The sequence below is a fragment of the Streptosporangium brasiliense genome (assembly GCF_030811595.1).
GTDB classification, from domain to species: domain Bacteria; phylum Actinomycetota; class Actinomycetes; order Streptosporangiales; family Streptosporangiaceae; genus Streptosporangium; species Streptosporangium brasiliense.
This window is the reverse complement of the sequence record NZ_JAUSRB010000002.1, coordinates 8,100,997-8,126,865: the sequence shown is the minus strand read 5'-3', so window position 1 is coordinate 8,126,865 and position 25,869 is coordinate 8,100,997. Positions and strand designations below refer to the sequence as shown.

The window sequence follows — 25,869 nt, the reverse complement described above, 5'->3', positions numbered from 1 at the left end:
CTTATTGCGCTATTCACTACGATCTCTGCTATCACCCCTGCTGTGAGCGAGACGAGGCAGACATGTACGACTTCGTCATCGTTGGGGGCGGATCGGCCGGGAGCGCGCTGGCGAACCGGCTGTCCGCCGACCCCGCCAACCGAGTGCTGGTGCTGGAGGCCGGCCGCCCGGACTCCCTCTGGGACGTGTTCATCCACATGCCCGCCGCGCTGACCTTCCCCATCGGCAGCCGCTTCTACGACTGGAAGTACGAGTCCGAGCCCGAGCCGCACATGAACGGCCGCCGGATCTACCATGCCCGGGGCAAGGTGCTGGGCGGCTCCAGCAGCATCAACGGGATGATCTTCCAGCGGGGCAACCCCCTGGACTACGAGCGCTGGGGGGCCGACCCGGGCATGGGCACCTGGGACTTCGCGCACTGCCTGCCGTACTTCAAGCGCATGGAGAACTGCCTGGCCGCCGATCCGGACGACCCCCTGCGCGGGCACGACGGGCCGCTGGTGCTCGAACGCGGGCCGGTGCGCAACCCGCTGTTCGCGGCCTTCTTCGAGGCGGTGCAGCAGGCCGGCCACCGGCTGACCGACGACGTCAACGGATACCGGCAGGAGGGATTCGCCCGCTTCGACCGCACCATCCACCGGGGGCGCCGGCTGTCGGCCGCCCGCGCCTACCTGCACCCCGTCAGGCGGCGGCCCAACCTGGAGATCAGGACGCGGGCCTTCGTCACGAGGATCCTGTTCGAGGGCGGGCGCGCCGTCGGCGTGGAGTGCGACGGCCGGACGGTCCGGGCGGGCGAGGTCATCCTCTGCGGCGGCGCGATCAACTCGCCGCAGCTGCTCCAGCTCTCCGGCGTCGGCGCCGCCGCGGAGCTGGGCGCGCTCGGCGTCGAGGTCGTGCACGACCTGCCCGGCGTGGGGGAGAACCTCCAGGACCACCTGGAGGTCTACATCCAGTACGGCTGCAGGCGGCCGGTGTCGATGCAGCCCGCGCTGAAGTGGCGCAACCGGCCGTGGATCGGCGCGCAGTGGCTGTTCCTGCGCAGCGGCCCCGGGGCGACCAACCACTTCGAGGCGGGTGGCTTCGCCCGCGGCAACGACGACGTCGCCTACCCCAACCTGATGTTCCACTTCCTGCCCGTCGCGGTCCGCTACGACGGCTCCGCACCGGTGGGCGGGCACGGCTACCAGGTGCACATCGGGCCGATGTACTCCGACGCGCGCGGCTCGGTGAAGATCAGGAGCACCGATCCCCGGGTCCATCCGGCGCTGCGGTTCAACTACCTGTCCACCGCGCAGGACCGGCGCGAGTGGGTGGAGGCCGTCCGGATCGCCCGCGACATCCTGACCCGGCCCGCCATGGACGACTTCAACGCGGGGGAGCTGTCGCCCGGGCCGGAGGTCCGGACAGACCAGGAGATCCTGGACTGGGTCGCCCGGGACGGCGAGACCGCGCTGCACCCCTCGTGCACCGCGCGGATGGGCACCGACCCCCTCTCCGTCGTCGACCCGCTGTCCATGCGGGTCCACGGCCTCCAGGGGCTCCGCGTCGTGGACGCCTCGGTCATGCCCTACGTGACCAACGGCAACATCTACGCGCCGGTCATGATGGTGGCGGAGAAGGCGGCCGACCTGATCCTGGGCAACACCCCGCTCGCGGCCGAGCACGCCGCCTTCTACCGGCACCGGGAGGATCCGGCCCGCTGACCCGTCCGGCCCGCCCGTTCCTTGACAGTCCTGCCACCCCGGGAGAATCTGTTGCGGGAGGCGCTCCATGTTCTGGATCGCGCAACGGCGGAGGTGGGCATGGCAGGCCGGCGCGTCGTCGTCATCGGAGCCGGAGTCGTCGGGGCGGCCCTCGCCGACGAGCTGTCGGCCAGGGGCTGGAGCGACATCACCGTCGTCGACCAGGGCACCGTGCCGGTCACCGGCGGATCGTCGTCCCACGCGCCGGGGCTGGTCTTCCAGACCAACCCCGCCAAGACCATGACGGAGCTGGCCCGCTACACGGTCGGCAAGCTCGGCGCGCTCGGCTGCTTCCACCAGGTGGGCGGACTGGAGGTGGCCACCACGCCCGGAAGGCTCGCCGAGCTGCGCCGCCGCCACGGCTGGGCCACCGCCTGGGGCGTCGAGGCGCACCTGCTCACCCCCGGGGAGTGCGTGGCACGGCACCGCCTGCTCGATCCCGGCAAGGTGCTGGGCGGGCTCTTCGTGCCCACCGACGGCCTGGCCGACGCCGTGCGCGCGGTCGAGGTCCAGCTCCGGCTGGCGCGGGAGCGGGGCGTGCGCGTGCTGGAACGGCACAAGGTGCTGGAGATCCGCGTCGAGGACGGCCGGGTCGCCGCCGTCGTCACCGACCGGGGTGAGATCCCGGCGGACCTCGTCGTGTGCTGCGCGGGCATCTGGGGGCCGAAGATCGCCGGCATGGTCGGCATGGCCCTTCCGCTGACGCCGCTGGCCCACCAGCTCGCCTGGACCGGCCCCGTCCCCGCGCTGAGCGGGCGGACCGGGGAGGCCGTCCGGCCGATCCTGCGCCACCAGGACGCCGACCTCTACTACCGGGAGCGGGCCGGCCGGCTGGGCATCGGCTACTACGGCCACCGTCCGATGCCGGTCGAGCCCGCAGCGATCCTCCCGCCCGGGGCGGCGGAGGGGATGCCGTCGGTGCTGCCGTTCACCGCCGGCGACTTCGCCCCGGCCTGGGCCGAGACCCGGTCGCTGCTGCCCGCGACCCGGGAGGCGGAGATCGAGGAGGGCATCAACGGCCTGTTCTCCTTCACCACCGACAACATGCCGTTGCTCGGAGAATCATCCCTGGTCAAGGGCTTCTGGGTGGCCGAGGCCGTGTGGGTGACGCATTCGGCGGGCGTGGCCCGGGCCATGGCCGAGTGGCTGACCGACGGCCGCTGCTCCTCCTTCGACCTGCACGAGTGCGACGTCAACCGCTTCGAGCCGCACCAGCTCGCCCCGGAGTACGTGCTCACCCGCGGCTGCCAGAACTTCGCCGAGGTCTACGACATCATCCACCCGCTGCAGCCGCCGGAGAACCTGCGCCCGCTCCGCACCAGCCCCTTCCACCCGCGCCAGCGGGAGCTGGCGGCGTACTTCCTGGAGGCCGGCGGCTGGGAACGCCCCCAGTGGTACGGCGCCAACGAGCCCCTGCTCGCGGGCCGGGACATCCCCGGGCGGGACGGGTGGGCCGCCCGTCACTGGTCGCCGATCGTCGGTGCCGAGGCCCAGCTCTCGCGGGAGTCCGTCGCGCTGTACGACATGAGCGCGCTCAAGCGGATCGAGGTCGCCGGCCGCGGGGCCGCCGCCTTCCTGCGGCGGATCTCGACGGGCGACGTCGGCAGGCCCGTCGGATCGGTGGTCTACTGCCTGCTGCTGGACGAGGGCGCCGGCATCCGCGGCGACATCACCGTCGCCCGGCTCGGCCCGGACCTGTTCCAGGTCGGCGCCAACGGCAACCTCGACCTCGACTGGCTCCACCGCCACCTCCCGGCCGACGGATCGGTCACCGTCCGCGACATCACGGCCGGGACCTGCTGCGTCGGGGTCTGGGGGCCCCGCGCCCGCGACCTCGTGGCGCCGCTGGCCGGCCCCGCCTTCTCCCGCGACGGCTTCGGCTACTTCCGGTGCGGACGCGGCCACGTCGGCACGGTGCCCGTCACCGCGCTCCGGCTGTCCTACATCGGAGAGCTCGGCTGGGAGCTCTACACGACGGCCGACATGGGCGCCAAGCTCTGGGACACCCTCTGGGAGGCGGGACGGCGCCACGGGGTCATCGCGGGCGGCCGTGGAGCCTTCGACAGCCTGCGGCTGGAGAAGGGCTACCGTTCCTTCGGCACCGACATGACCCACGAGCACGACCCCTACGAGGCGGGCCTGGGCTCCGCCGTGCGCGGGGCCGGCCCGGACGACTTCATCGGCCGCGCGGCCCTGGCCGAGCGCCGCGTCTCGGTGCGGCGCCGGCTGACCTGCCTGACGATCGATGGTCCCGCCGCCGTCGTCATGGGCAAGGAGCCCGTCTACGACGGCGACCGCTGCGTCGGATACGTCACCAGCGCCGCCTACGGCTACACGGTCGGCAGGGGCATCGCCTACGCCTGGCTGCCGGCCGCGCTCTCCACCTCCGGGCGGGTGCTCCACATCGGCTACTTCGACCGGCGGATCGCCGCCGTCGTCGCCGAGGAACCGCTCTACGACCCGGAGATGAAACGCCTGCGCGGCTAGCGCCGCGGCCGGACCGAGGAAGGGATCACGGTGAGCACCGAGCAGCCGGGCGCAGTCCCGCCCGAGCACCCCGACCGGCTGTGGGACAGCCCCGAGCCGCGCGGCTCCTACGACGTGGTGATCGTCGGCGGGGGTGGCCATGCCCTGGCCACCGCCTACTACCTGGCCAGGGACCACGGGATCACCGACGTGGCCGTGCTGGAGAAGGGCTGGCTGGCGGGCGGCAACATGGCCCGCAACACCACGATCATCCGCTCCAACTACCTCCTGGAGGAGAGCGCGGGCATCTACGAGCACTCGCTGAAGCTGTGGGAGGGGCTGGAGGAGGATCTGGGCTACCCGATCCTGTTCAGCCAGCGCGGGGTGCTCAACCTCGCCCACAGCCTCCAGGACGTCCGGGACGGCGTGCGCCGGGTCAACGCCAACCGGCTCAACGGCGTCGACGCCGAGTGGCTCGGCCCCGAGGAGGTCAAGGAGGTCTGCCCGATCGTCGAGGTCTCCCCGGACGCGCGCCACCCGGTGCTGGGGGCGACCTACCAGCCGCGGGCCGGCATCGCCAGACACGACCACGTCGCCTGGGGCTTCGCCCGCGCCGCCGCCGCGCTGGGCGTCCACCTGATCGAGCACTGCGAGGTCACCGGGGTCGAGGTCGCCGGCGGGCGGGCGCGGGCCGTACGGACCACCCGGGGGCGCATCTCGGCGGACCGGGTCGCGCTGTGCGCGGCCGGCCACTCCTCCGTCGTGGCCCGGACGGCGGGGCTGGCGCTGCCGCTGCAGAGCCACGCGCTGCAGGCGCTGGTCTCGGACCTGCTGGAGCCCGTGCACCCCACCGTGGTCATGTCCAACGCCGTGCACGTCTACGTCAGCCAGGCCCACAAGGGCGAACTGGTCATGGGCGCGGGCGTCGACGCCTGCAACTCCTACCGCCAGCGCGGCGCCTTCCACGTCATCGAGCGGCAGATGGCGGCGGCGCTGGAGCTGTTCCCCGTCTTCGCGCGGGCCCATGTGCTGCGGACCTGGGCCGGGGTGGTGGACGTCAGCCCCGACGCCTCGCCGGTCGTCGGGCTCACCCCGGTGGACGGGCTGTACGTCAACTGCGGCTGGGGCACCGGCGGGTTCAAGGCCACGCCGGGGGCGGGCTGGTGCTACGCGCACACGATCGCCCACGGCGAGCCGCACCCGCTCAACGCCCCCTTCTCCCTCGAACGCTTCACCACCGGCGCGCTCGTGGACGAGCACGGCGCCGCCGCGGTGGCCCACTAGGAGGAGCCCGACCGATGCTGCTGATCCCCTGCCCGTGGTGCGGGCCACGCGACGAGACCGAGTTCCGCTACGGCGGGCAGGCGCACGTCGCCTACCCCGGCGACCCCGCCGCGCTCTCCGACGAGGAGTGGGCCCGCTACCTGTTCTTCCGCGACAACCCCCGAGGGCCCTTCGCCGAACGGTGGAGCCACGCGGCCGGCTGCCGCCGCTGGTTCAACGCGGTCAGGGACACGGCCAGCGGCGAGATCCACGCCGTCTACCGTCCGGGCGAGCCGCGGCCGGTGACCCCGTGACCTCCCAGCCGTTCCGCAGGCGGGACCACCAGGGCGGCGAGACGCTGCGCTTCCGCTTCGACGGCCGGGACCTCGAAGGGCGCGGCGGCGACACGCTCGCCTCCGCCCTGCTGGCCAACGGCGTCCGCACGGTGGCCAGGAGCGCGCGGCTGGGCCGTCCCCGGGGCGTCTTCGCCGCCTGGACCGAGGAGCCCGGCGCGATCGTCCAGATCGAGCACCCCTTCCCCGAGCCGATGCTGCAGGCCACCACCGTCGAGCTGTACGACGGGCTGGTCGCCCGCGGCCTGCCGGGCAAGGGCCGCCTGGCCACCGGGCCCGACCCGGCGCGCTACGACGGCGTCTACGCCCACTGCGACGTCCTGGTGGTCGGGGCCGGGCCCGCCGGGCTCGCGGCCGCGGTGGCCGCCGCGGACTCGGGCGCCCGGGTCGTCCTGGCCGACGACCGGCCCACGGCCGGCGGCAGCCTGCCCGACACCGCCGAGACCGTCGACGGTGTCCCCGGGGCGCGGTGGGCCGCCGCCGTGTTGGCCGGGCTGGCGGCCCGGCCCGAGGTGCGCGTGCTGGGACGGACCAGCGTGTTCGGCTACTACGACGACAACTACCTGGTCGCCGTGGAGCGCAGGGGGGAGCGGGCCTCCTCCCGCGAGCGCCTCTGGCGCATCCGGGCCCGCCGCGTCGTGCTGGCCACCGGCGCGCACGAGCGGCCGATCGCCTTCGCCGGCAACGACCGGCCCGGTGTGATGCTCGCCGGGGCCGCGCGCGCCTACGTCAACCGGTACGGGGTCCTGCCGGGCCGCCGCGCGGTGGTCTTCACCGCCGACGACAGCGCCTACGCCGCGGCCCGCGACCTGGCGGCCGCCGGTGTCGAGATCGCGGCCGTCGTGGACGCGCGGCGGGACGCGCCGCCGGGCGGCCGGTCGTGGCAGGGCGCCGAGGTGCTGGCCGGGCACCTGGTCACCGGGGTGGGCGGCCGCGACGGCGTCCGCTCGGTGACCGTCTCCGGCGGTCCCTTCCCCGACCCCGGCGGGCGCCCCTCCGGCGATCCTCCCGGCCCCCGCCCCGGCGGACTCCCCGGGGACCGGGAGATCGAGGCGGACCTGCTGCTGGTCTCGGGCGGCTGGAACCCCGTGCTCCACCTGTTCGGCCAGGCGGGCGGGGAGCTCCGCTACGACGGGGCGCTCGGCTGCCACGTCCCCGGCGCCGCCCGCCAGGCGGTGGAGGTCGCCGGGGCGGCCCGGGGGATCGGCACGACGGCCCGCTGCGTCGAGGACGGGGCCGGGGCCGGGGCCCGGGCGGCCGAGGCGGCCGGGTTCCGCGCGGGCCGCCGCAGGCCCCCGCCCCGCACCGAGGACGTCCCGGCGCCCCCCGCCGAGCACGTGTGGCTCGTCCCCGCCGACGACTACCGGACCCACTTCGTCGACCTGCAGCGGGAGGTGACCGTCGCCGACATCATGCGCGCGACCGGGGCGGGGCTCCGCTCGCTCGAGCACGTCAAGCGCTACACCACCGCCGGGACCGCCCACGACCAGGGCAAGACCTCGGGGATGCTGACCGGCGGGGTCGTCGCCCACATCCTCGGGGTCGAGGTGGGCGCGCTCGGCACCACCACCTTCCGCCCGCCGTACACGCCGGTCAGCTTCGCCGCCCTCGCCGGGCGCGACAGGGGGGCGCTGCACGACCCCGTCCGGGTCACCCCGCTGCACGGGTGGCACGTGGCGCGCGGGGCGGTGTTCGAGAACGTCGGCCAGTGGAAGCGGCCCCGCTACTACCCCCGTCCGGGCGAGGACATGGAGGCCGCGGTCCTGCGGGAGTGCGCGGCCGTGCGGCGGGGCGCCGGGGCGATGGACGCCTCCACGCTGGGCAAGATCGACATCCAGGGGCCGGACGCCGCCGAGCTGCTCGACCGCCTCTACGTCAACATGATGAGCACACTCAAGGTCGGCTCGATCCGCTACGGCGTGATGTGCCGCGCCGACGGGACGGTCTTCGACGACGGGACGGTGATCCGCCTGGCGGAGGACCGGTTCCTGGTGACCACGACCACGGGCAACGCCGCCGCCGTCCTGGACTGGATGGAGGAGTGGCTGCAGACCGAGTGGCCGTCCCTGAGGGCCTACTGCACCTCCGTCACCGAGCAGTGGGCGACGGTGGCGCTGGCGGGGCCCGGCGCGCGGGACGTGCTGGCCGGGCTCGCCCCAGACCTGGCCGTGGACAGGGCGGCCTTCCCGTTCATGACCTGGCGGGAGGGCCGGGTGGCGGGCGTCGCGGCGAGGGTGTGCCGGATCAGCTTCTCCGGCGAGCTGGCCTACGAGATCAACGTCGGCGCCTGGGACGGGCCCGCGCTGTGGGAGGCGGTCCAGGGGAGCGGCGCCGTCACCCCGTACGGGACCGAGGCCATGCACGTGCTCCGGGCGGAGAAGGGCTACCCCATCGTCGGCCAGGACACCGACGGCACGGTCACCCCCGCCGACCTCGGCATGGAGCGGCTGATGTCGAAGCGGAGGTCCGACTACGTCGGCAGGCGCTCGCACGCCCGCGCCGGCGACCTCAGGCCCGACCGCAAGCACCTGGTCGGGCTCCTGCCGGTGGACCCGCGCCTGCTGCTGCCCGAGGGCGCCCACCTGGTGGCCGCCGACCGGCTGCCCGAGCCGCCCGTCCCGACACTCGGCCACGTCACCTCCAGCTACCGCAGCGCGGCGCTCGGCCGGACCTTCGCGCTCGCCCTCGTCAGCGGCGGGCGCCGGCGCGCCGGCGAGCGGCTCCACGTGCCCGTCGGGACCGGGCTGGTCCCTGTCACCGTCACCCACCCCGTCCTCTACGACCCCGAGGGAGCGCGCCGCGATGGCTGAGCGACCGGGCCCGCCGCCCCGCTTCGAGCCGGTGCGGGAGGAGTGCCTGCGCATCGCGGAGCTGCCGTTCCTCACCCGGGTCAACCTGCGGGCGGACCCCGGGAGCCGGGCCGCCGGCGACATCGGGGCGGCCCTCGGCGCGTCGCTCCCCACCGAGCCGGGCACATACGTGACCTCCGGCGTCGACGTGCTGTGGCTCGGCCCCGACGAGTGGCTCGTCGTCGGCGAGCCCGGCGCGGAGCGCGACCTGCCGGCCCGCCTGCGGGCCGCGGCCGGGACCGGGCACGTCGCGGTCACCGACGTCTCGGCGCAGTGGACCACGCTGGTCCTGGCCGGACCGAGGGCACGTGACGTGCTGGCCCACGGCTGCTCCCTCGACCTGCACCCGCGGCTGTTCGGCCCCGGTCGGTGCGCCCAGACCATGCTGGCCCGCGCCCAGGTCCTGCTCGCCGCCCACGGCGGCGAGGAGTTCCGGGTGTCCGTGCGGCCGTCGTACGCCGGCTATCTCGCCGACTGGCTGCTCGACGCCGCCGCCGAACACCTCTCCGGACGGCCCGGCTGACCGCCCGGATCCGCCGCCGGACATCTCTCCGGACGGCCGGGCAGGTCCCGCCCGGATCCGCCGGCGCCGGGCGGGACCTGCCCGGGCCGCGCCGAGCATGCGGCGGCCCGCCCGCCGGCCGGGTGGCCGGTGGGCGGGGTGACCCGGACCGGGCGGGACGACCGGCTCAGGCGCGCCCAGCCGGCCGCCCGCTCGGCGGCCGGCACCGGTGTGCGGCCCGGCCGATCCCGGGGGTGCTCAGCCGCCGCTCTTGCGGCGGAAGGAGCGCTTGCCTCCGACCGGGCCGTGCGCACCGTGGATCTTCGAGGCGTTCTTCCCCTTGCCCCCGGTGTTGGCGTCCGTCTGGGCGGTCTTCTTGCGCTCCAGAGCCTCACGGAACTTGCGCTTCAGCTCGTCCTCGGAACTCTCGGGTTCCGGCGTGACGTCAGACATACGGACCTCCTGATCTGGGCGGGCAGTCCAACTCCGGCCAACCGGATCATCATCCTCTCACGTCCGAAATGGGGAGTTGGCTGGCCGGATATATGTAAGACTCTTATGTAAGTAGGATAACCGTCTGAAGTGTCTCCGAGCGAGGTCGAGAGGTGCAATGAGACAGGAGAGCGGCGACGCGTCCCTGCTCCGCAAACTGAACTCGGCGGCGATCCTGCGGATCCTGCGGGACGGGCAGATCGTGACCCTCACCGAGCTCGCCCGGGCCGCACGCGTGTCCCGGCCCACGGCCGAGGGGATCGTCGAGGATCTGCTGGCCAAGGAGTGGGCCGAGGAGTGCGCCGAGGAGCCGGGGGACCGCCAGCGCGGCCGGCCGGCCCGGCGCTTCCGCTTCCACGGGACGGCGGGCCACGTGATCGGCGTGGACGTCGGCGGTTACAAGCTGCTGGCCGTCACCGCCGACCTCAACGGGCAGATCCTCGCCACCCGCAGGGTCGCGGTCTCCCCGGAGCTGCCCGCGGCCGAGCGGATCAAGGCCATCGTCGCGCTCGTCGAGGAGAGCGTCGTCGACCGCGGGAAGCTGACGGCGGTCGCGGTCGGCACCACCGGAGTGGTCGACGAGGCGGGACGGGTGGTCAAGAGCGTGGCCATCCCCGAGTGGAGCGGGGTCGCGCTCCAGGCCGAGCTGGCCGGCCGGATCCCCGTGCCGGTCCTGGTGGAGAACGACATGCGCTTGGCGGTGCTCGCCGAGCACTGGCGGGGCGTCGCCAAGGGCTACCGGGACGTCGTCTACCTGTTCACCGGCAACAGGATCGGCCTGGGTCTGCTGATCGGCGGGGCCCTGCACCGGGGCAGCCACGCCGCCTCCGGGGAGATCGGCGACCAGTCGAGCGGCTACCGGCTCGCCTTCCGCAACGTGATCGACTACGCCATGTCCGCCGACCCCGGGGAGCTGCGCTCGCCCGGGCAGTCGGCCGAGTTCGCCGTCGCCCGGGCGCGCGACGGGGACGAGGCGGCGGCGCGGGCGGTGGAGGCGTTCGCCACCCGCCTGGCCGAGGGGCTGGTCACCATCGTCAACCCGCTCGACCCGGAGCTGGTCGTGGTCGGCGGCGGCCTGTCCCAGGCCGGCTCGCTGCTCGTCGAACCCATCCAGCGGCACCTGAACCGGGTCACGCTCTACCCGCCCGAGGTCGTGGCCTCCCGGCTCGGCAACGAGTCCGTGGCGCTGGGCGCGGTCCGGCTGGCCCTCGACCACCTCGACCGGACGCTGTTCGGCGCGACGTCCTGACCGCCCGGGGAGCCGGACCGTCCACGCCCCGGCTCCCCGCCTGCCGTCCGCCGGTCCGCCTGCCGCCCGGCCGGTCCGCCCGGGGTCCGTGCCGTCCGCCCGGGTCTGTGCCGTCCGCGTCCCGGCTCCCCGCCTGCCGTCCGCCCGGGTCTGTGCTGTCCGCCCGGTGCCCCGGCCCGCGGGACGGCCCGTGCCCGTGGTGCGGGCGACGGGCGCTTTATCCAAACAGGTTCCGAAATTATCAGACCTGGCCGGCGGCGAAGTACGCGGCCAGGTCGGGGGAGACGGGCGGGACGTGGCGGGGCGTCGAGCCGTCCCGCAGGGACTCGGTGGCGTGCAGCCCCGCCGCGATGCTGTCGCGCGCGGCGACAGGGGAGGTGTCGGTCGCTCCCCCTTCGACGGCGAAGCGGACGAACTCGCTGATCAGACCCTCGTCCGCGCCGCCGTGGCCGCCCACGCCCGCCGTGATCGGCACCTGGAGGTCCCCCTCGGGGTCGTAGCCGCGCCGCCCGCTGTTCCAGACCCGCACGACGGCGCCCTCGCCGTGGTCGCCGAAGTTCTCCAGGCGGCCGGCCGTGCCGATGACGGTGTAGTTGCGCCAGTAGTCCGGGGTGAAGTGGCACTGCTCGTAGCTGGCGTGGACGCCGTTCTCCAGGCGCATGTGCACCATGGAGAGGTCCTCGACGTCCACCACCGGGTTCAGGCCGCGCTGGGCGAGCGGCGGCCAGTTGGTCGCCGGGCTGAACCAGTCCGCCGGGAGCCCCTCGGAGCGGTCGGTGACCTGCCCGTAGACCGTCAACCCGCCCATGCCGGTGACCAGGCTGGTCCGCGAGCCCGCCAGCCAGTGGATGACGTCGATGTCGTGGGCGCCCTTCTGCAGCAGCAGCCCGGTGGTGTTGCGCCGGTCGGCGTGCCAGTCCTTGAAGTAGTAGTCGCCGCCGTGCCCGACGAAGTGACGGCACCACACGGCCCTGACCTCGCCGATCGCCCCCTCCATGATCAGTTGCCGCATGGTCCGGACGACCGGCATGTGGCGCATGTTGTGCCCCACGTACAGCCGGGCACGCTGCTCGCGGGCGGTGCGCAGGATCAGGTCGCAGTCCTCGACCGTGATCGCCAGCGGCTTCTCCACCAGGGTCGCCTTGCCCGCCTTCAGCGCCGCGACGGCCAGCTCCACGTGGGTGTGGTCGGGAGTGAGGATCATCACCGCGTCCACGTCGTCGTTCAGCAGCATCCCGAAGTCGGCGGTAACCTGCAGGTCAGAGCCGATCTCGTCGCGGGCCCGCTGCTGGGCGGCGGGATCGGGGTCGCACAGCGCCACCACCCGGCTGCCGTTGCCCGGACGGTGTGCCTCGCGAGCCAGTGACCTCCTCAGGCCGTATCCCGCTACTCCGATGCGGAGGTCGTTCCTCACAGTCGCTCCTGTTCGCCACGCTTCTGCTCACTGTTGCTCCATTTACCCTAGTTATTTTCATAAATGGGCGCTAGCCTCCGTACTCACTCGTACAGCTCGGACAGATAGGGACGACATGAGCAGGAAGGTGTGGGCGCTTCTGTGCGCCGGCGCGATCGTGGCTGGAGCGGCGGCGTGCTCCTCGTCGGAGGGCGAGTCAGCAGGCGGCAAGGTCACCCTCACCTACGGCTACTGGGATGAGAAGAACCAGGGTCAGGCGATGGACAAGATCGCCAAGGAGTTCACCAAGACGCATCCGAACATCGAGGTGAAGATCCAGTTCACCCCGCTGAAGGAGTACTTCACCAAGCTCCAGACCTCCGCGGCCGGCGGCAGCGCCCCCGACGTGTTCTGGATGAACGGCCCCCGGTTCGGCGTCTACGCCTCGCAGGGCGCGCTGCTCCCGATCTCCGACAAGATCGCGGCCGACAAGGTGGACACCGCCAAGTTCCCCAAGTCGCTCAACGACCTCTACACCCTCGACGGCAAGCAGTACGGCCTGCCCAAGGACTACGACACCGTCGGCCTCTGGTACAACAAGGACCTCTTCGACAAGGCCGGGGTGAAGTATCCCGACGCCACCTGGACCTGGGACGACCTCCGCGAGAACGCCAAGAAGCTGTCCGACCCGGCCAAGGGCGTCTACGGCATCGGGGCGGCGCCGTGGGGTCAGGAGGTCTTCTACAACACGATCTTCCAGGCGGGCGGCTACGTGGTCTCCCCGGACGGCAAGAAGTCCGGCTACGACGACCCGGCCACCATCGAGGGCCTGAAGCTCTGGTCGGACCTCATCGAGGAGAAGTCCTCGCCGACGGTGCAGCAGATGACCGACACCTCCCCGGTCGAGCTGTTCCAGAACGGCAAGCTGGCCATGTGGACCGACGGCTCCTACGACGCCACCACCTACAGCGGCACCGAGGGCCTCAACGCCGACGTGGCCCCGCTGCCGGCCGGCCCCAAGCGCAAGGCCACCGTCATCCACGGCCTGGCCAACGTGATCTACGCCAAGACCGAGCACCCGGCCGAGGCGTGGGAGTTCGTGAAGTTCCTCGCCTCCGAGCAGGCCAACCGGATCCAGGCCGAGACCGGCGCGGTGATCCCCGCCTACGAGGGGCTCGCCGACACCTGGGTGAAGTCGATGCCCAAGTTCAACCTGCAGGTCTTCGTGGACCAGGTCGACGACAGCGTGCCGTACCCGATCTCCAAGAACACCGCCGCCTGGTCGACGGCGGAGCTGGACGCGATCACCAAGGCGTTCTCCGGCGGCCAGGACCTCGAAGCCGGGGCAAAGGAGCTCGCCACGGCCATGAACGCCGCGCTGGCCAAGGAGTGAGTGGCGTGGAGGGGGCGGTCGCACGCGCGGCGGCCGCCCGCGCCGAACCCCGCCGGCGGCTGCGGGACCAGGAGTGGTTCTGGGGCTACGCGATGATCGCGCCGCTCGTCCTCGGCCTCGGGGTGTTCTACCTGTGGCCGGTCGTCCAGTCGGTGTACTACAGCTTCACCGAGTGGACCCTGTTCGGGGACAGCACCTGGGTCGGGCTCGCCAACTACCGCGAGCTGTTCACCGGCCCGGAGAACGCCAAGGCGTTGAAGAACACCTTCGTCTACGCCGTCTGGAGCCTGGCCGGGATCCCGCTGTCGATCCTGGTCGCGGCCCTGCTCAACGCCCGGGGCCTGCGCCTGGTGTCGTTCTACCGGACGATCTACTTCCTGCCGGTGGTGACGATGCCCGCGGCGGTGGCGCTGATCTGGCGGTGGCTCTACAACGGCGACTACGGCCTGATCAACTACCTGCTCTCCCTCGTCGGGGTCCAGGGCAAGTCGTGGATCGCCGAGCCGTCCACCGCGCTCTACGCGGTCGTCGTGGTCGGGATCTGGATGTCCGTCGGCTACAACGCGGTGATCTTCATGGCCGGGCTGCAGGGCATCCCGCGCCACCTGTACGAGGCCGCCTCCATCGACGGGGCGGGGCCGGTGCGCCAGTTCTTCCGGATCACGCTGCCGCTGCTGTCGCCGAGCATCTTCTTCGTGTCGGTGCTCACCGTCATCGGCGGCCTGCAGATGTTCGACCTGATCTATCTCATGTTCGGCAAGGCCAACCCCGCCTACGCCGACAACAAGACCGTGGTCCTGCTGTTCTTCAACAAGGCGTTCGAGGAGGGGGCCAAGGGGTACGGCGCGGCCATGGCGGTGGTGCTGATGCTCATCACCCTCGTCCTCACCGTCGTCCAGTTCCGGATGCAGAAGAAGTGGGTGCACTATGCGTAGCGGCCGGCTGTGGCCCGTGCACCTGACGCTCGGGATCGGCGCCGCCGCGATGGTGGCCCCGTTCTTCTGGCAGGTGCTCACCTCGCTGAAGTCCTTCACGGAGTCGACCAGGACCCCGCCGACCTGGATCCCGTCGTGGCAGTGGTCGAACTTCGCCAAGGTCGTCGAGGACACGCCGTTCCTCCAGCAGTTCGGCAACACGGTCGTGATGACCACCGGGCGGACGCTCGCCCAACTGCTGTTCTGCTCGATGGCGGCCTACGCGTTCGCCCGGCTGCGCTTCCCGGGCCGGGACGCGATCTTCATCGTGCTGCTGTCGGTCCTGATGGTGCCCAGCCAGCTCTTCCTGATCCCGCAGTACCAGATCGTCCAGGAGTTGGGCTGGCTGAACAGCCTGCCGGGGCTCATCGTGCCGGGCATGTTCAGCGCGTTCGGCACCTTCATGCTCCGGCAGTTCTTCCTCAACCTGCCGGGGGAGGTCGAGGAGGCGGCCAGGATCGACGGGGCCAGCCCGTTCCGGATCTTCTGGAGCGTGATGCTGCCGCTGGCCAGGCCCGGCCTGCTGGCGCTCGGCGTGCTGACCGTGCTCTGGTCCTGGAACGACCTGATGTGGCCGCTCATCGTCAACACCGATCCGGAACGGATGACCCTGTCGGCGGGCCTCTCGGCCCTGCAGGGCGAGCACTTCACCGAGTATCCGGTCCTGATGGCGGGGTCCCTGCTGGCCAGCGCCCCGATCATCGTGGTCTTCGTCGTGCTGCAGAAGCAGCTGATCCAGGGGATCGCCTTCACCGGGTCCAAGTGACGCCCGGGCGGGCCCGGGTCAGTGCAGGTCCAGGGCCATCAGCAGCAGCAGGCCGGCGAGGTGACCGATCACCACGAACACGATGACGAAGATGAAGATGAACTTCGCCGGCCCGTGCTCGAAGTGTTTGCCCTCCGCGAGCGACGGACGCCGGGCCTCTCGCTCGGCGATCCGTTCCTCGATCGGCTTGCGATGGAACATGAGACTCCTTTTGCGGACCGATGCTTGGCGCCATAATAGTTTGTGCACCAAATATCATACTATGTCGGCTGGGAGGGGTGTGTGAGCGATACGACTGATCTACTTGACCTGGAGCGACAGGTCTGTTTCGCCCTGGCCGTTGCCTCGCGCAGCGTCATCGGGGTCTACCGGCCCCTGCTGGAGCCTCTGGGCCTGACCCATCCGCAGTATCTGGTGATGCTCGCGCTCTGGAAGCAGGCGCCGCTGTCTGTGAAGGAGCTGAGCAAGCTACTGCAACTCGACCCCGGTACGCTGTCCCCGCTCCTCAAACGACTTGAGGCGATCGGCTACATCCGGCGGCAGCGCGACAGCCGGGACGAACGTGTCCTGGCGGTCACGCTCACCTCGGCGGGCCGGGAGCTGAGGAGCGAAGCTGAGAGGATTCCGCCGTCCGTCGTCGAGCGCCTGGGTATAGAACTGGAGGAGCTGCAGGAGCTCCACCGGTCGCTGACCAGGGTGATCGCCGCCGCGAACGGCGCGCATCGCTGATCCACACAGAGAGGACAGGAAAGGCTCATGGCTGGAAGCCACGGAGGAAGCCCCAAGTCTTGGCTTGCGGTGATCGTCATTCTGATCGGGTTCACCATCGGCGGCGTGGCCCTGTGCGTCGGCCCCAACTGGACGCTGTTCTGGGCCGGGGCAGGGGTCGTCGTCGTCGGTGGCGTGATCGCCATGGTGGTCGACATCTTCTCCGACGTGATCGTGGACGCGCCCCGGGTGCCGCTGGACCGCACCAGCTGATCACATCCCCCGCAGGGCTTCCTCGGCTGAGGGGGAGAGCTCGAAGGCGGAGCGCAGACCGGTGATGGTCAGGATCCGTTCCAGGGTGCCGTGAACGCCGGCGAGGACCAGGCGGGTGCCCGCGGCCCGGCTCCGCCGGAGGCTCACGATCAGTTCTGCGACACCGGTGGAGTCGCAGAAGGTCAGCGCCGCGACGTCGATGACGATCGTGGAGGGGGCTTCGGGCTCCCACACCTTGGTCATCTCGTCGCGGAGGACGGAGGCGTTGCCGTAGTCGAGCTCCCCGCTCGCCTGGACGACGCACACCGTGCCGTGCCGGCTTGTCGAAACCGTGAAAAAGGCCATGCTCTGCTCCTCCGCCCGCGGGTGGCAGGGCGGGCTGCCTCTGTCCTATCAGGTCCACGGCCCTGCTGACGCATCGGCGTTCAAACGATTCGATAGAGCAGCTCGGGCCGCCCGACCCCACCGTACTGCGGGATCCTGCGGGCGACGCCACTGTCGGTCAGATGCTCCAGATAGCGGCGGGCGGTCACCCGTGAGATGCCGATCGCGGCCGCCGCCGCCTGCGCCGACATCCCCGCCGGGGCGCCGCGCAACTCCGCCAGCACGGCGTCGAGGGTGGCCGGGGTCATCCCCTTCGGCAGCGGGCTGCGCACCGGGCCGCGCAGGGCGGCCAGCGCGCGGTCGACCTCGCCCTGGCCGCCGGCCTCGCCCGAGCCCTCCACCGACGACCGGAACTCCGCGTAGCGCGTGAGCTTCTCGCTCAGCGAGGCGAAGGTGAAGGGCTTGAGCAGATACTGCGCCACGCCGACGGAGACCGCGGACCTGACGACCGACAGGTCGCGCGCCGAGGTGACCGCGATGACGTCGGACAGGACGCCCGCCGCCCGCAGGGCCCGGCACACCTCCAGCCCGTGCATGTCGGGCAGGTAGAGGTCGAGCAGGATCAGCTCCACCGGACGCCGCCGCAGGTAGCGCAGCGCCTCCCCGCCGGACCTGGCCATCCCCTCCACCCGGAAGCCGGGCACCCGCTCCACGTAGAGGCGGTTGGCCTCGGCGGTGATCTCCTCGTCCTCGACGACCAGCACCGAGATCATGAAAGTCCCTCCGCGCGCAGCGGCAGCCGTACGGTGAACACCGCTCCGGGCCCGCCACCGACGTCGATCGCGCCGCCCAGGCGGCGGACCGCCTGTCCCACCATGGCCAGCCCGAGGCCGCGGCCGTCGCCCTTGGTGGTCCAGCCCCGCCGGAACGCCTCCCGCGCCGTCACCGCGTCCAGCCCCGGGCCGCTGTCGGCCACGCTGATCAGGAAGGTCGTCTCGTCGGCCAGCAGGCGGACGTCCACCCGGGCCGGGGGGACCCCCGACACGGCCGCCTCCACCGCGTTGTCTATCAGGTTGCCGAGGATCGTCACCAGATCCCGGCCGTCCAGGCCGATGTCGTCGAGCCCGGTGTCCGGGCTGATCGCCAGCTCCACGCCGCGCTCGGCCGCCTCGGCGCTCTTGCCCAGCAGCAGCGCCGCGAGGACCGGCTCGCGGACCGCGCCCATCACCCGGTCGGTGAGCTGCTGCGCCGCCCTCAGCTCCGCGGTCGCGAAGGCCACCGCCTGCTCGGTACGGCCCAGCTCGACGAGGGTGATGACGGTGTGCAGCCGGTTGGCCGACTCGTGCGCGGCGGCGCGCAGGGAGTCGGCGAAGCCGCGCTCGGCGTCGAGCTGCCCGGTCAGGGCCTGCAGCTCGGTGTGGTCGCGCAAGGTCACCACGGTGCCGAGCGAGCGGTTGCCGGAGCGGACCACTGCGACGTTCACCACGAGCGTCCGCTCCCCGGTCAGGTGGATCTCGTCGCTCCGGCTCTCCCCGCTCGCCAGCAGCCCGGCGAGGGAGGCGGGCAGGCCCAGCTCGCCGACGTGCCGTCCGTCCGCATCGCCGGGCAGGCCGAGGAGCTCCCGGGCGCCGTCGTTGCACAGCGTCAGCCGGCCCGCGCCGTCGACCAGCAGCAGCCCCTCCCGTACGGCGTGCAGGATCGCGTCGTGGTACTCGTACATCCGGCTGAGCTCGGCGGGGCCCATCCCGTGGGTCTGGCGGCGCAGCCGGCTGCCGACCAGGTAGGCGCCCGCGCCGCCGGCGGACAGGCCGAGCAGCCCGATGAACACGGCGCCGGCGACCTGCCCGCGGAGCCTGACACTGATCTTCTCGACCGTGATTCCCGCGCTGACCAGGGCCCGCACCCCGCCGCCGGCGTCGCGCACCGGGGCGACGGCGCGCACCGAGGAGCCGAGGGTGCCGGTGTAGGTCTCGGTGAAGGTCCGGCCCCGCAGGGCGGGCCCGGTGTTGCCGAGGAAGCGGCGGCCGATCTGGGCCGGATTGGGATGGGTGTAACGGAGCCCGCCGGTGCTCATGATCGTGATGAAGTCGACCCCGGTCTCCCGCCGGACCCGCTCCGCGTACGGCTGGAGCGTGGCGGAGTCGCCGAGGGCGGCCAGGACCGAGGGGGAGTCGGCCACGCTGACGGCCACCGCCTCGGCCCTCCCGGCGGCCTCGTCGGTGAGCAGGTCGCCGGCCTGGAGGGCGGCCAGCGCCGTGCCTCCCGCCGCGGTGATCCCGACGACGACGATCTGCAGTGCCAGCATCTGCCCGGCCAGGCTCCAGCGCCGCATCCGCTCCGGCAGCTCCCTCATGTCCACGACCAAAATGTACGCAATGGTGACCCAGATCACACCGCCGACGCATAGTCGCTCGACCGGAGTTTCCGTCTAGACCGGGAAGACTGAGTGTCCACTATGTCCAGAGATCGCACTAAATATCTCTATATGGCGGTAATTCTTGCCGTGGCCGCCGGGGTCGTCATCGGGCTCGCGGCCCCCGAGCTCGGCAAGGAGCTGAAACCCCTGGGCACGGCGTTCGTCGCCCTGATCAAGATGATGATCAGCCCGATCATCTTCTGCACCATCGTGCTCGGCGTCGGATCGGTCACCCAGGCCGCCAAGGTCGGCCGGGTCGGTGGCCTGGCGCTCGGCTACTTCCTCGTCATGTCGACCGTCGCGCTGGCCATCGGCCTGGTCGTGGGCAACCTGGTCGACCCCGGCCAGGGCCTGCAGCTCACCGACGAGCTGCGCAAGGCCGCCGAGACCGAGGCGGCCAAGGGCGGCGAGAACGACACGGTGACGTTCCTGCTCGGGATGATCCCCACCACGCTGGTGTCGGCGTTCACCGAGGGGCAGGTGCTGCAGACCCTGCTGGTGGCCCTGCTCGCCGGATTCGCCCTGCAGGCCATGGGGGCGCGGGGCGCGCCCGTCCTGGCCGGCGTCGCGCACATCCAGCGGCTCGTCTTCCGGATCCTCGCCATGATCATGTGGGCCGCCCCGGTCGGCGCCTTCGGCGCGATGGCCGCGGTCGTCGGCGCCACCGGCGTGGACGCGCTCAAGAGCCTCGGCGTCATCATGCTCGCCTTCTACACGACCTGCCTGCTGTTCGTGCTGGGCGTGCTCGGGCCGATGCTCCGGCTGGTCGCCGGGGTCAGCCTGGTGTCCCTGTTGCGCTACCTCGGCCGGGAGTTCCTGCTCATCCTGGGCACCTCCTCCTCGGAGTCGGCCCTGCCGCGGCTGATCGCCAAGATGGAGCACCTCGGCGTGAGCCGTCCCGTCGTGGGCATCACCGTGCCGACCGGCTACTCCTTCAACCTCGACGGCACCGCCATCTACCTGACGATGGCGACCCTGTTCATCGCGAGCGCCACCGGCGCCCCGCTCTCGCTCGGCGAGCAGATCTCCCTGCTGCTCTTCATGATCATCGCCTCCAAGGGGGCCGCCGGGGTCACCGGCGCGGGCCTGGCCACCCTCGCCGGCGGCCTGCAGTCCCACCGGCCCGACCTCGTCGACGGCGTCGGCCTGATCGTCGGCATCGACCGCTTCATGTCCGAGGCCCGGGCCCTGACCAACTTCGCCGGAAACGCGGTCGCCACCGTCCTGGTCGGCACCTGGACCGGCGAGTTCGACCGGGAGCGCGCGGCCGAGGTGCTGGCCGGCCGCATCCCCTTCGACGAGACCACCCTGCTGGACGAGGACGCGCCCGGCCGGGACGCATCCGGCCCGTCGGCCGGACGGCCCGATCCGGAGACATCCACCCCGCCGGCCGGGCGTTCCGGCCAGGACGCGTCCGCCGCGCCGGCCGGGCGTTCCGACGACCCGGAGACGTCGCCGGTGTAGCCGTCGCCCTCCGCGCCGGGGTCGCCGGTGCGGGGCGCGGGGGCTCCGGCGGGCCGTGTCGGGCCGGTCGGCGCAGGAAGTCGAGCTCTCCGGCCGGCCGGCACAGGTCGACGCCCAGGCGGGACAGGATCCGGACGGAGGTGTTCGAGCCGGGGCGGGACCGCGCGGCCCGCGGGCCGGACCCGCGGCGAGGCGCTAACGTTCAGGGGTGGACAGGACCTTCACCGTCGAGGAGGCGCGGGCGCTGATGCCGGCGCTGCTGGAGCGGGCCGACGAGTTCGTGAGCCTGCGGGGCGACCTCGCCGTGCTCGCGCGGGACCTGCGCGAGCACGGGGCCTCGGAGTCCGGCGGTCTGCCGGAGGCGAAGGCGCTGGAGGCGCGGCTGGATGAGATCCTCGGCTGGTTCGAGGCGCGGGGGATCGAGATCAAGGGGGTCGCGCCCCTGCTGCTGGACTTCCCCTCGGTGCTCGACGGGGTGCCGGTCCTGCTGTGCTGGCTCGAAGGGGACCGCGACCTGGCCTGGTATCACCGCGAGGATCTCGGCTTCGCCGGCCGCCGCCCCCTCCTCCGGACGTGACCGTCACTCGATCACCAGGTTGACCGGGATGTTGCCCCGGGTGGCGTTGGAGTAGGGGCAGACCTGGTGGGCGGCCTCGACCAGGGCGGTGCCGGCCTCGCCCCGCAGGTCATCGGGGAGCTCCACGCGCAGCGTCACGGTCAGCCCGTAGGCCCTGCCGTCGGGCACCAGGCCCACCTCGGCCGTCACCGAGGCGTCGGAGGCGTCGAGCCTCTCGCGCTTGGCGACCAACTGCAGCGCGCCGGCGAAACAGGCGGCGTAGCCCGCCGCGAACAGCTGCTCGGGGTTGGTGCCCTCGCCGGAGCCGCCGAGCTCCTTCGGTGGGGCGAGCGTCACGTCGAGACGGTTGTCCGAGGACACCGCCCGTCCCTCGCGTCCGGAGGCGGTGGCGGCGGCCGTGTAGAGCGTGCTCATGGGTTCTCCCGGGGGATCGAGGGCATATTGATTGCCTGCAACTGAATTGTGCGCAATCAAATTGGATGCAGTCAAGTTGATATACTGCGTGCCGTGACGATGCTGCTGCTGGAGAACCAGTTCTGCTTCGACGTGCACGCCGCGTCGCGGGCGCTGGACGGTGTCTACCGCAAGGAGCTGCGCGAGCTCGGCCTGACCTATCCGCAGTATCTGGCGATGATGGTGCTCTGGGAGCGCCAGCCGGTGACGGTCAAGGAGCTCGGTACGGCCCTGCGCCTCGACTCGGGCACGCTGTCGCCGCTGCTCAAGAGGCTGGAGGCGGCGGGGCTGGTGCGCCGGGAGCGCAGCGCCGACGACGAGCGCTCCGTGCTGGTACGGCTCACGCCCGAGGGGGCCGGGCTGAGGGAGCCGGCGCTGGAGGTCCCCGGCAGGATCTTCGAGGCCACCGGTCTCGACCTCGCCGAGCTGCTCGATCTGCAGCGCACGCTGCGCCGCCTCACCGCCGCCCTCGACGGGGCGTCCCGATGATCACAGGTGACGACGTCCGCCGCGTGGCCATGGAGCTGCCCCGGACCGAGGAGAGGCTCGTCAGGGACCGGGTGACGTTCCGGGTGGGCAGGATCGTCTACGTCGCGATCTCGCCGGACGAGACCTCCATGGGGTTCGCCTTCCCCAAGGAGGAGAGGGCCGCGCTGATCGCGGCCGAGCCGGGGAAGTTCCACCTGCCCCGGCCCTCCGACGAGCGCTACAACTGGGTCCAGGTGTGGCTGGAGGCGATCGACGGGCCCGAGATGCGGGAGCTGGTCGAGGAGGCGTGGCGGATGGCCGTGCCCAAGCGCATGCATTCACTCCTTGGCCGGCGGACCGCCTGACGGTATGGCTTTCCGGCAGGCCGTGCGACCCGTGATGACCATGTACCACGGCGACGACGGCATGTCGGACCGCATCACCTGGTGGTGGTGGGGGATGGTGCGGGCGACAGCGACAGCCCGACGTAGATCTCGTCGAGAACCGTTGGCAGCAGGGCGTTCGCCGTGGTCCTGCCGTCCGGCGACAGGGTCAGGTTCGTCCAGATCACGAGCGTCACGTCGTTGTCCGCGTCGTAGCCGATGAACGAGTTGAAGCCCGGAAGTTCACCGCCGTGGTAGTACATCGAGGCGTTCGGCCCGAAACGTTGATAGGCGATGCCGTAACCGTATCGCCGCCCATCCGGTGTGCCCGTGTCCTCGGGTTGCAGGCTGTGGAGCCATTGTCGCTGGTATTCGGCGTTCAAGACCTTGCCGGAGACCAGTGCCCGGATCCACGTGGCCAGATTGTCCGCGGTGGAGACGGCGCCACCGGCGGCGGTGGCGTAGGAGGGGTTCTGGTCGGTGTAGTCGACGGGCCGGAGTGTTCCGTTCCGCGCGGCGGTCCGCATGTCGGCGGGGTACCGCTTGTCGACCAGCGCGTAGGAGGACCCGCCGTACATGTAACCGTGCGAGTAGCGATCCGGGATGGAGCTGTCGTCGGCGGCGGGAAGCGAGGTCTGCCGCAGCCCGAGCGGGCCGAACAGTCGGTCCTGCAATTGCTGGGCCAATGAGCGCCCACCGGCCTTCTCGGCTGTCAGACCCAGCAATGCGTAGTCGGTGTTGCTGTAGTCGTAGGACGTGCCGGGCGGGAACCGGGGCGGGTGCCGGAACGCGATGGCCAGCACCTCCTGCGGTGTCCAGACCTTCGTCGGGTCGGCGTCCAGGGCCGCCGCCAACTCGGGCGCGTCCGTGTAGTTGTAAAGCCCGCTCCGCATCTTCAGCAGCTCTGCGATGGTGATGTTCTTGCCGTTGGGCACATCCGGGACGTATTTGGACACCGGATCGTCGAGCCGGAGCTTGCCCTCCTGGGCAAGCAGCACGATCAGCGCCGATGTCATGGTCTTGGTGTTCGAGGCGATCCGGACATGGGTGTCCGCATCCGGCGGCGTCTGCGTGCCCAGCTCCGTGGTGCCGACCATCGCTTCGAAGTTCCCCTGCGGGGTGCGTAGCAGGACCACCGCCCCGGGGACCAGCAGCTTCTTGGCGGCGGCGTCCACGGCGGCCTGGAACGCGGCCGGATCGACGGGCTTCAGCGCCGGCCGCCTCGGTGCGGAGGGGGGTGCGGTCGGCGTGCCGGGCCGTGATGAACGGGCCGGCCCGATCGCCGTGTCCGACAGTGCCGTGGCCGTCGGCCCGGAGGTGAGTGAGCAGCTCGCGATCAAGAGGGCGGCGCAAGGCACGAGCCCGGCGATGCGGGTGAGGCGCGACTTCCGGGGACGACGTCCTCCGTGGCGCGCGCTCGGTCCGTTCTTCGCCTGGGAAACCCTCATCGTCGGCATCACGGCCTTCACCCCAGGAGCTGAGCACCGCGCCGATGAGCGGTACCGGGGGAACCAGCCATTTCAGCATTCTCGCGGTCTCGTGGATCAGGTTCACCGGGGGCGTTGCCAGGCTGGGGGCCGGCCGGCGGGCCGGCCCGGCGACCCCGGGATCACGAGGTCCCGCTGCGATGGACCTCACCGGCCAGCCTGGTCACCTGGCCGGTGGAGCGCTGCCAGGTGGTCCCGGTGGGGTGGGCGGTGAGCAGGACCATGATCCACCGTTCTCCCGGGCCGACGAGCCCGGTGGTGTGCAGCACCGGATGGCCGAAGTCGGGGACCCCGGCGCCCCCGGCCGACGCCGGCGAGGTGGCCGGGGCCTGTGTCGTGCTCCCGGCCTGCGCGGCCGTGATGTGCGCCGAGAACGAGGACGCCCCGGCCGCCGCCGTGGTCTGTGCCGTGTCCGTGTCCGGCGTGTTCTGGGCCGTGCCCGCGGCCGGTACGGATCCGGGAGCGCCGCTCTGCCGGCACCGGACCGGGGGCGTCGAGCCGTACCCCGACCAGCCCTGCTTGACCGCCCACGGGCGGGCGACCCCGCGGGGGATGCCGAAATACTGGTCGAAGCCGTCGGAGCCGCACTGGCCGGCCTTGCGCAGGTGGCCGAGGACGAGGCCGCTGACCTCCGGGTCCGCCTGGTCGAGCAGGTAGCGGTAGGTGCGGACGATGTCCAGCGCGCTGATCGAGGTGTAGCCCCAGAACCCGGGCCAGCCGGCCGGCGGGGGAGTGGTGTCGGTCAGCCGCAGCTTGCGCGCCATCCGCTTGATGATCTGTCCCTTGCCGCCCCGGTCCCAGAAGGAGCTCGCCGCGTCGTCGTCGCTGACCCGCAGCATGACCTTCAGGAGCGCCAGGTCGCTCTTGGGGACGTTCTTGTGCGACTCCAGGTAGTCGATCGCGATCAGGATCTTCACCACCGACGCGGACCGGAACTTCCGGTGCACGTTGCGGTGGGCGGTGACCTTGCCGGCCTGCCGGTCGAAGACCGCGTATCCGGCGGTCATCCCGGCCGGGACGTGCGGCCTGGCGGGGGAGGCGGCGGACACCGGGCCGGTGGCCGCCAGGAGGGGGAGGGCCGTCGCGAGGATTGTCAGGAAACGCGTCACGCGCAAATGCCTACCAGATCCCGGCGGCGGCGCCCCCCTGGTGGCCGGGAGCCCCGCCGCCGGGGCCGTGAGATCGAGGACCGCCGGACCCCTCAGCCGGTGGGGCCGGCGGGTGCGATGGTCATGTATCCCCTGTTCACGATGCGGTCGGCGATCGTCTTGTAGACGGCGGGCTCCTCGGGGGTGAGCGCGGCCAGGCCGTCGACGTAGCGGTTGTACATGCAGAACGCGGCCGCGATCAGCACGGTGTCGTGGATCTCCAGGTCCGTGGCCCCGGACTTCCGCGCGGCCTCGACGTGGTCGGGGGTGACCTCCAGGCCGCCGCGCTGGACGGCGCCGGCGATCTCCAGCAGCGCCTTCAGCTTGTCGGAGACGGGGGCGCCGTCCGGGTCGTCGGCGACCTGGCAGACCAGGTCCATGCCGCCGGGGAGCTGCGCGGCGGCGAACGCCGCGTGCGAGCGGCTGCAGAACCCGCAGTCGTTGAGCGAGGACACGTACGTCGCGATCAGCTCGCGTTCGCCCCGGGACAGGGAGTGCTCGCCGCGCAGCAACACCTCGGCGAGCTGGGACATGGGGAGGGCGGTCTGTGGCCGGTAGCGGAACAGGCCGCCGATTCCGGGGGCGTCGGTGGGCAGGTCGATGTGCGGCATGGGCCTCCTGTCGATCGGCTCAGACGCAGCGTGGGTGAGAGGGGCCCGGTTGGTCAATCCCCTCCACAAATCCAACTAAACATGTAGGAATTTCGGGTTTTAGTGTTATCTTCAG

Annotated in this window: 26 protein-coding genes; 16 read left to right on the top strand and 10 right to left on the bottom strand. The window is 71.9% G+C overall.

The features are described from left to right. Positions 1-62 precede the first annotated feature (62 nt). The 6 genes from betA to J2S55_RS46320 all read left to right on the top strand — a co-directional run bounded on the left by betA (position 63) and on the right by J2S55_RS46320 (position 9,196). Positions 63-1,703: a choline dehydrogenase gene (gene betA / locus J2S55_RS46345; protein WP_306874913.1), complete on the top strand. Its 1,641-nt coding sequence runs from the start codon at positions 63-65 to the stop codon at positions 1,701-1,703. 99 nt (positions 1,704-1,802) lie between these two features. Next, on the top strand, positions 1,803-4,229 hold the full coding sequence (locus tag J2S55_RS46340; protein WP_306874910.1) for a GcvT family protein: 2,427 nt from the start codon (positions 1,803-1,805) through the stop codon (positions 4,227-4,229). Between the two features lie 30 nt (positions 4,230-4,259). Beyond that, positions 4,260-5,492, top strand: coding sequence for a sarcosine oxidase subunit beta family protein (locus J2S55_RS46335; protein WP_306874907.1), 1,233 nt, complete (start codon positions 4,260-4,262; stop codon positions 5,490-5,492). A gap of 14 nt (positions 5,493-5,506) precedes the next feature. After that, the gene (locus J2S55_RS46330; RefSeq protein WP_306874904.1) at positions 5,507-5,785 is read left to right on the top strand and encodes a sarcosine oxidase subunit delta; all 279 of its coding nucleotides are present in this window, start codon (positions 5,507-5,509) and stop codon (positions 5,783-5,785) included. Further along, positions 5,782-8,634 carry a 2Fe-2S iron-sulfur cluster-binding protein gene (locus tag J2S55_RS46325; RefSeq protein WP_306874901.1) on the top strand — a complete coding sequence of 951 codons (2,853 nt, stop codon included), beginning with the start codon at positions 5,782-5,784 and terminating at the stop codon, positions 8,632-8,634. The genes J2S55_RS46330 and J2S55_RS46325 overlap by 4 nt, the downstream gene beginning before the upstream one ends. Further along, positions 8,627-9,196 carry a sarcosine oxidase subunit gamma gene (locus J2S55_RS46320; RefSeq protein ID WP_306874898.1) on the top strand — a complete coding sequence of 190 codons (570 nt, stop codon included), beginning with the start codon at positions 8,627-8,629 and terminating at the stop codon, positions 9,194-9,196. Before J2S55_RS46325 ends, J2S55_RS46320 begins: the two co-directional genes overlap by 8 nt. 237 nt (positions 9,197-9,433) lie before the next feature. Here the strand turns inward: J2S55_RS46320 and J2S55_RS46315 are convergent, their stop codons facing one another. Then, positions 9,434-9,628 (bottom strand): DUF5302 domain-containing protein, encoded by a 195-nt coding sequence (locus J2S55_RS46315; RefSeq protein ID WP_306874895.1) that lies wholly within the window; start codon positions 9,626-9,628, stop codon positions 9,434-9,436. A 157-nt stretch (positions 9,629-9,785) separates the two neighbouring features. On the opposite strand from J2S55_RS46315, the gene J2S55_RS46310 reads away from it, so the two are divergent. Further along, positions 9,786-10,916: an ROK family protein gene (locus tag J2S55_RS46310; RefSeq protein WP_306874892.1), complete on the top strand. Its 1,131-nt coding sequence runs from the start codon at positions 9,786-9,788 to the stop codon at positions 10,914-10,916. 241 nt (positions 10,917-11,157) lie between these two features. On the opposite strand, the gene J2S55_RS46305 is transcribed toward J2S55_RS46310, so the two are convergent. Beyond that, entirely contained in the window at positions 11,158-12,330 is a 1,173-nt protein-coding gene (locus J2S55_RS46305; RefSeq protein WP_306874889.1) for a Gfo/Idh/MocA family protein, read from the bottom strand. A gap of 115 nt (positions 12,331-12,445) precedes the next feature. On the opposite strand from J2S55_RS46305, the gene J2S55_RS46300 reads away from it, so the two are divergent. The 3 genes from J2S55_RS46300 to J2S55_RS46290 are packed head-to-tail and all read left to right on the top strand — an operon-like array spanning position 12,446 to position 15,442. Continuing rightward, on the top strand, positions 12,446-13,702 hold the full coding sequence (locus J2S55_RS46300; RefSeq protein WP_306874885.1) for an ABC transporter substrate-binding protein: 1,257 nt from the start codon (positions 12,446-12,448) through the stop codon (positions 13,700-13,702). A gap of 5 nt (positions 13,703-13,707) precedes the next feature. Next, a complete protein-coding gene (locus J2S55_RS46295; RefSeq protein ID WP_306874882.1) occupies positions 13,708-14,637 on the top strand; it encodes a carbohydrate ABC transporter permease in 930 nt (309 codons plus the stop codon). Continuing rightward, positions 14,630-15,442 carry a carbohydrate ABC transporter permease gene (locus J2S55_RS46290; RefSeq protein WP_306874879.1) on the top strand — a complete coding sequence of 271 codons (813 nt, stop codon included), beginning with the start codon at positions 14,630-14,632 and terminating at the stop codon, positions 15,440-15,442. The genes J2S55_RS46295 and J2S55_RS46290 overlap by 8 nt, the downstream gene beginning before the upstream one ends. 18 nt (positions 15,443-15,460) lie before the next feature. Here the strand turns inward: J2S55_RS46290 and J2S55_RS46285 are convergent, their stop codons facing one another. After that, positions 15,461-15,643 (bottom strand): hypothetical protein, encoded by a 183-nt coding sequence (locus J2S55_RS46285; protein ID WP_306874876.1) that lies wholly within the window; start codon positions 15,641-15,643, stop codon positions 15,461-15,463. Positions 15,644-15,724: 81 nt separating this feature from the next. On the opposite strand from J2S55_RS46285, the gene J2S55_RS46280 reads away from it, so the two are divergent. Further along, on the top strand, positions 15,725-16,171 hold the full coding sequence (locus tag J2S55_RS46280) for a MarR family winged helix-turn-helix transcriptional regulator (protein WP_306874873.1): 447 nt from the start codon (positions 15,725-15,727) through the stop codon (positions 16,169-16,171). A 27-nt stretch (positions 16,172-16,198) separates the two neighbouring features. After that, positions 16,199-16,423 carry an HGxxPAAW family protein gene (locus tag J2S55_RS46275; RefSeq protein WP_306874870.1) on the top strand — a complete coding sequence of 75 codons (225 nt, stop codon included), beginning with the start codon at positions 16,199-16,201 and terminating at the stop codon, positions 16,421-16,423. On the opposite strand, the gene J2S55_RS46270 is transcribed toward J2S55_RS46275, so the two are convergent. The 3 genes from J2S55_RS46270 to J2S55_RS46260 form a co-directional block, all read right to left on the bottom strand. Next, positions 16,424-16,768 (bottom strand): STAS domain-containing protein, encoded by a 345-nt coding sequence (locus J2S55_RS46270; protein WP_306874867.1) that lies wholly within the window; start codon positions 16,766-16,768, stop codon positions 16,424-16,426. Positions 16,769-16,848: 80 nt separating this feature from the next. Further along, the gene (locus J2S55_RS46265) at positions 16,849-17,520 is read right to left on the bottom strand and encodes a response regulator (RefSeq protein ID WP_306874864.1); all 672 of its coding nucleotides are present in this window, start codon (positions 17,518-17,520) and stop codon (positions 16,849-16,851) included. Then, entirely contained in the window at positions 17,517-19,100 is a 1,584-nt protein-coding gene (locus J2S55_RS46260; RefSeq protein WP_306875907.1) for a sensor histidine kinase, read from the bottom strand. Before J2S55_RS46260 ends, J2S55_RS46265 begins: the two co-directional genes overlap by 4 nt. Positions 19,101-19,232: 132 nt before the next feature. Here J2S55_RS46260 and J2S55_RS46255 point away from each other — a divergent pair, with 132 nt between their 5' ends. Next, entirely contained in the window at positions 19,233-20,627 is a 1,395-nt protein-coding gene (locus J2S55_RS46255; protein ID WP_306874861.1) for a cation:dicarboxylate symporter family transporter, read from the top strand. 208 nt (positions 20,628-20,835) lie between these two features. Then, complete coding sequence (locus J2S55_RS46250) at positions 20,836-21,204, top strand: DUF2203 domain-containing protein (protein ID WP_306874858.1); 369 nt, start codon at positions 20,836-20,838, stop codon at positions 21,202-21,204. Positions 21,205-21,207: 3 nt separating this feature from the next. On the opposite strand, the gene J2S55_RS46245 is transcribed toward J2S55_RS46250, so the two are convergent. Next, a complete protein-coding gene (locus tag J2S55_RS46245) occupies positions 21,208-21,618 on the bottom strand; it encodes an organic hydroperoxide resistance protein (protein ID WP_306874854.1) in 411 nt (136 codons plus the stop codon). 99 nt (positions 21,619-21,717) lie between these two features. On the opposite strand from J2S55_RS46245, the gene J2S55_RS46240 reads away from it, so the two are divergent. Both J2S55_RS46240 and J2S55_RS46235 read left to right on the top strand, forming a co-directional pair. After that, positions 21,718-22,146: a MarR family winged helix-turn-helix transcriptional regulator gene (locus J2S55_RS46240; protein ID WP_306875904.1), complete on the top strand. Its 429-nt coding sequence runs from the start codon at positions 21,718-21,720 to the stop codon at positions 22,144-22,146. Next, complete coding sequence (locus J2S55_RS46235) at positions 22,143-22,490, top strand: MmcQ/YjbR family DNA-binding protein (protein ID WP_306874851.1); 348 nt, start codon at positions 22,143-22,145, stop codon at positions 22,488-22,490. The genes J2S55_RS46240 and J2S55_RS46235 overlap by 4 nt, the downstream gene beginning before the upstream one ends. 74 nt (positions 22,491-22,564) lie before the next feature. On the opposite strand, the gene J2S55_RS46230 is transcribed toward J2S55_RS46235, so the two are convergent. The 3 genes from J2S55_RS46230 to J2S55_RS46220 form a co-directional block, all read right to left on the bottom strand. After that, positions 22,565-23,977, bottom strand: a complete 1,413-nt coding sequence (locus tag J2S55_RS46230; RefSeq protein ID WP_306874848.1) for a serine hydrolase domain-containing protein — start codon at positions 23,975-23,977, stop codon at positions 22,565-22,567. 140 nt (positions 23,978-24,117) lie between these two features. After that, positions 24,118-25,104: a D-alanyl-D-alanine carboxypeptidase family protein gene (locus J2S55_RS46225; RefSeq protein ID WP_306874845.1), complete on the bottom strand. Its 987-nt coding sequence runs from the start codon at positions 25,102-25,104 to the stop codon at positions 24,118-24,120. Between the two features lie 92 nt (positions 25,105-25,196). Next, positions 25,197-25,754, bottom strand: a complete 558-nt coding sequence (locus J2S55_RS46220) for a carboxymuconolactone decarboxylase family protein (RefSeq protein WP_306874842.1) — start codon at positions 25,752-25,754, stop codon at positions 25,197-25,199. Positions 25,755-25,869 lie beyond the last annotated feature (115 nt).

Bases quoted from the DNA above. Each gene is read 5' to 3' on its own strand.
- betA (WP_306874913.1), top strand. From the start codon at position 63: ATGTACGACTTCGTCATCGTTGGGGGCGGATCGGCCGGGAGCGCGCTG.
- J2S55_RS46340 (WP_306874910.1), top strand. From the start codon at position 1,803: ATGGCAGGCCGGCGCGTCGTCGTCATCGGAGCCGGAGTCGTCGGGGCG.
- J2S55_RS46330 (WP_306874904.1), top strand. From the start codon at position 5,507: ATGCTGCTGATCCCCTGCCCGTGGTGCGGGCCACGCGACGAGACCGAG.
- J2S55_RS46320 (WP_306874898.1), top strand. From the start codon at position 8,627: ATGGCTGAGCGACCGGGCCCGCCGCCCCGCTTCGAGCCGGTGCGGGAG.
- J2S55_RS46315 (WP_306874895.1), bottom strand. From the start codon at position 9,628: ATGTCTGACGTCACGCCGGAACCCGAGAGTTCCGAGGACGAGCTGAAG.
- J2S55_RS46310 (WP_306874892.1), top strand. From the start codon at position 9,786: ATGAGACAGGAGAGCGGCGACGCGTCCCTGCTCCGCAAACTGAACTCG.
- J2S55_RS46300 (WP_306874885.1), top strand. From the start codon at position 12,446: ATGAGCAGGAAGGTGTGGGCGCTTCTGTGCGCCGGCGCGATCGTGGCT.
- J2S55_RS46290 (WP_306874879.1), top strand. From the start codon at position 14,630: ATGCGTAGCGGCCGGCTGTGGCCCGTGCACCTGACGCTCGGGATCGGC.
- J2S55_RS46285 (WP_306874876.1), bottom strand. From the start codon at position 15,643: ATGTTCCATCGCAAGCCGATCGAGGAACGGATCGCCGAGCGAGAGGCC.
- J2S55_RS46275 (WP_306874870.1), top strand. From the start codon at position 16,199: ATGGCTGGAAGCCACGGAGGAAGCCCCAAGTCTTGGCTTGCGGTGATC.
- J2S55_RS46270 (WP_306874867.1), bottom strand. From the start codon at position 16,768: ATGGCCTTTTTCACGGTTTCGACAAGCCGGCACGGCACGGTGTGCGTC.
- J2S55_RS46265 (WP_306874864.1), bottom strand. From the start codon at position 17,520: ATGATCTCGGTGCTGGTCGTCGAGGACGAGGAGATCACCGCCGAGGCC.
- J2S55_RS46260 (WP_306875907.1), bottom strand. From the start codon at position 19,100: ATGAGGGAGCTGCCGGAGCGGATGCGGCGCTGGAGCCTGGCCGGGCAG.
- J2S55_RS46255 (WP_306874861.1), top strand. From the start codon at position 19,233: ATGGCGGTAATTCTTGCCGTGGCCGCCGGGGTCGTCATCGGGCTCGCG.
- J2S55_RS46245 (WP_306874854.1), bottom strand. From the start codon at position 21,618: ATGAGCACGCTCTACACGGCCGCCGCCACCGCCTCCGGACGCGAGGGA.
- J2S55_RS46240 (WP_306875904.1), top strand. From the start codon at position 21,718: ATGCTGCTGCTGGAGAACCAGTTCTGCTTCGACGTGCACGCCGCGTCG.
- J2S55_RS46235 (WP_306874851.1), top strand. From the start codon at position 22,143: ATGATCACAGGTGACGACGTCCGCCGCGTGGCCATGGAGCTGCCCCGG.
- J2S55_RS46220 (WP_306874842.1), bottom strand. From the start codon at position 25,754: ATGCCGCACATCGACCTGCCCACCGACGCCCCCGGAATCGGCGGCCTG.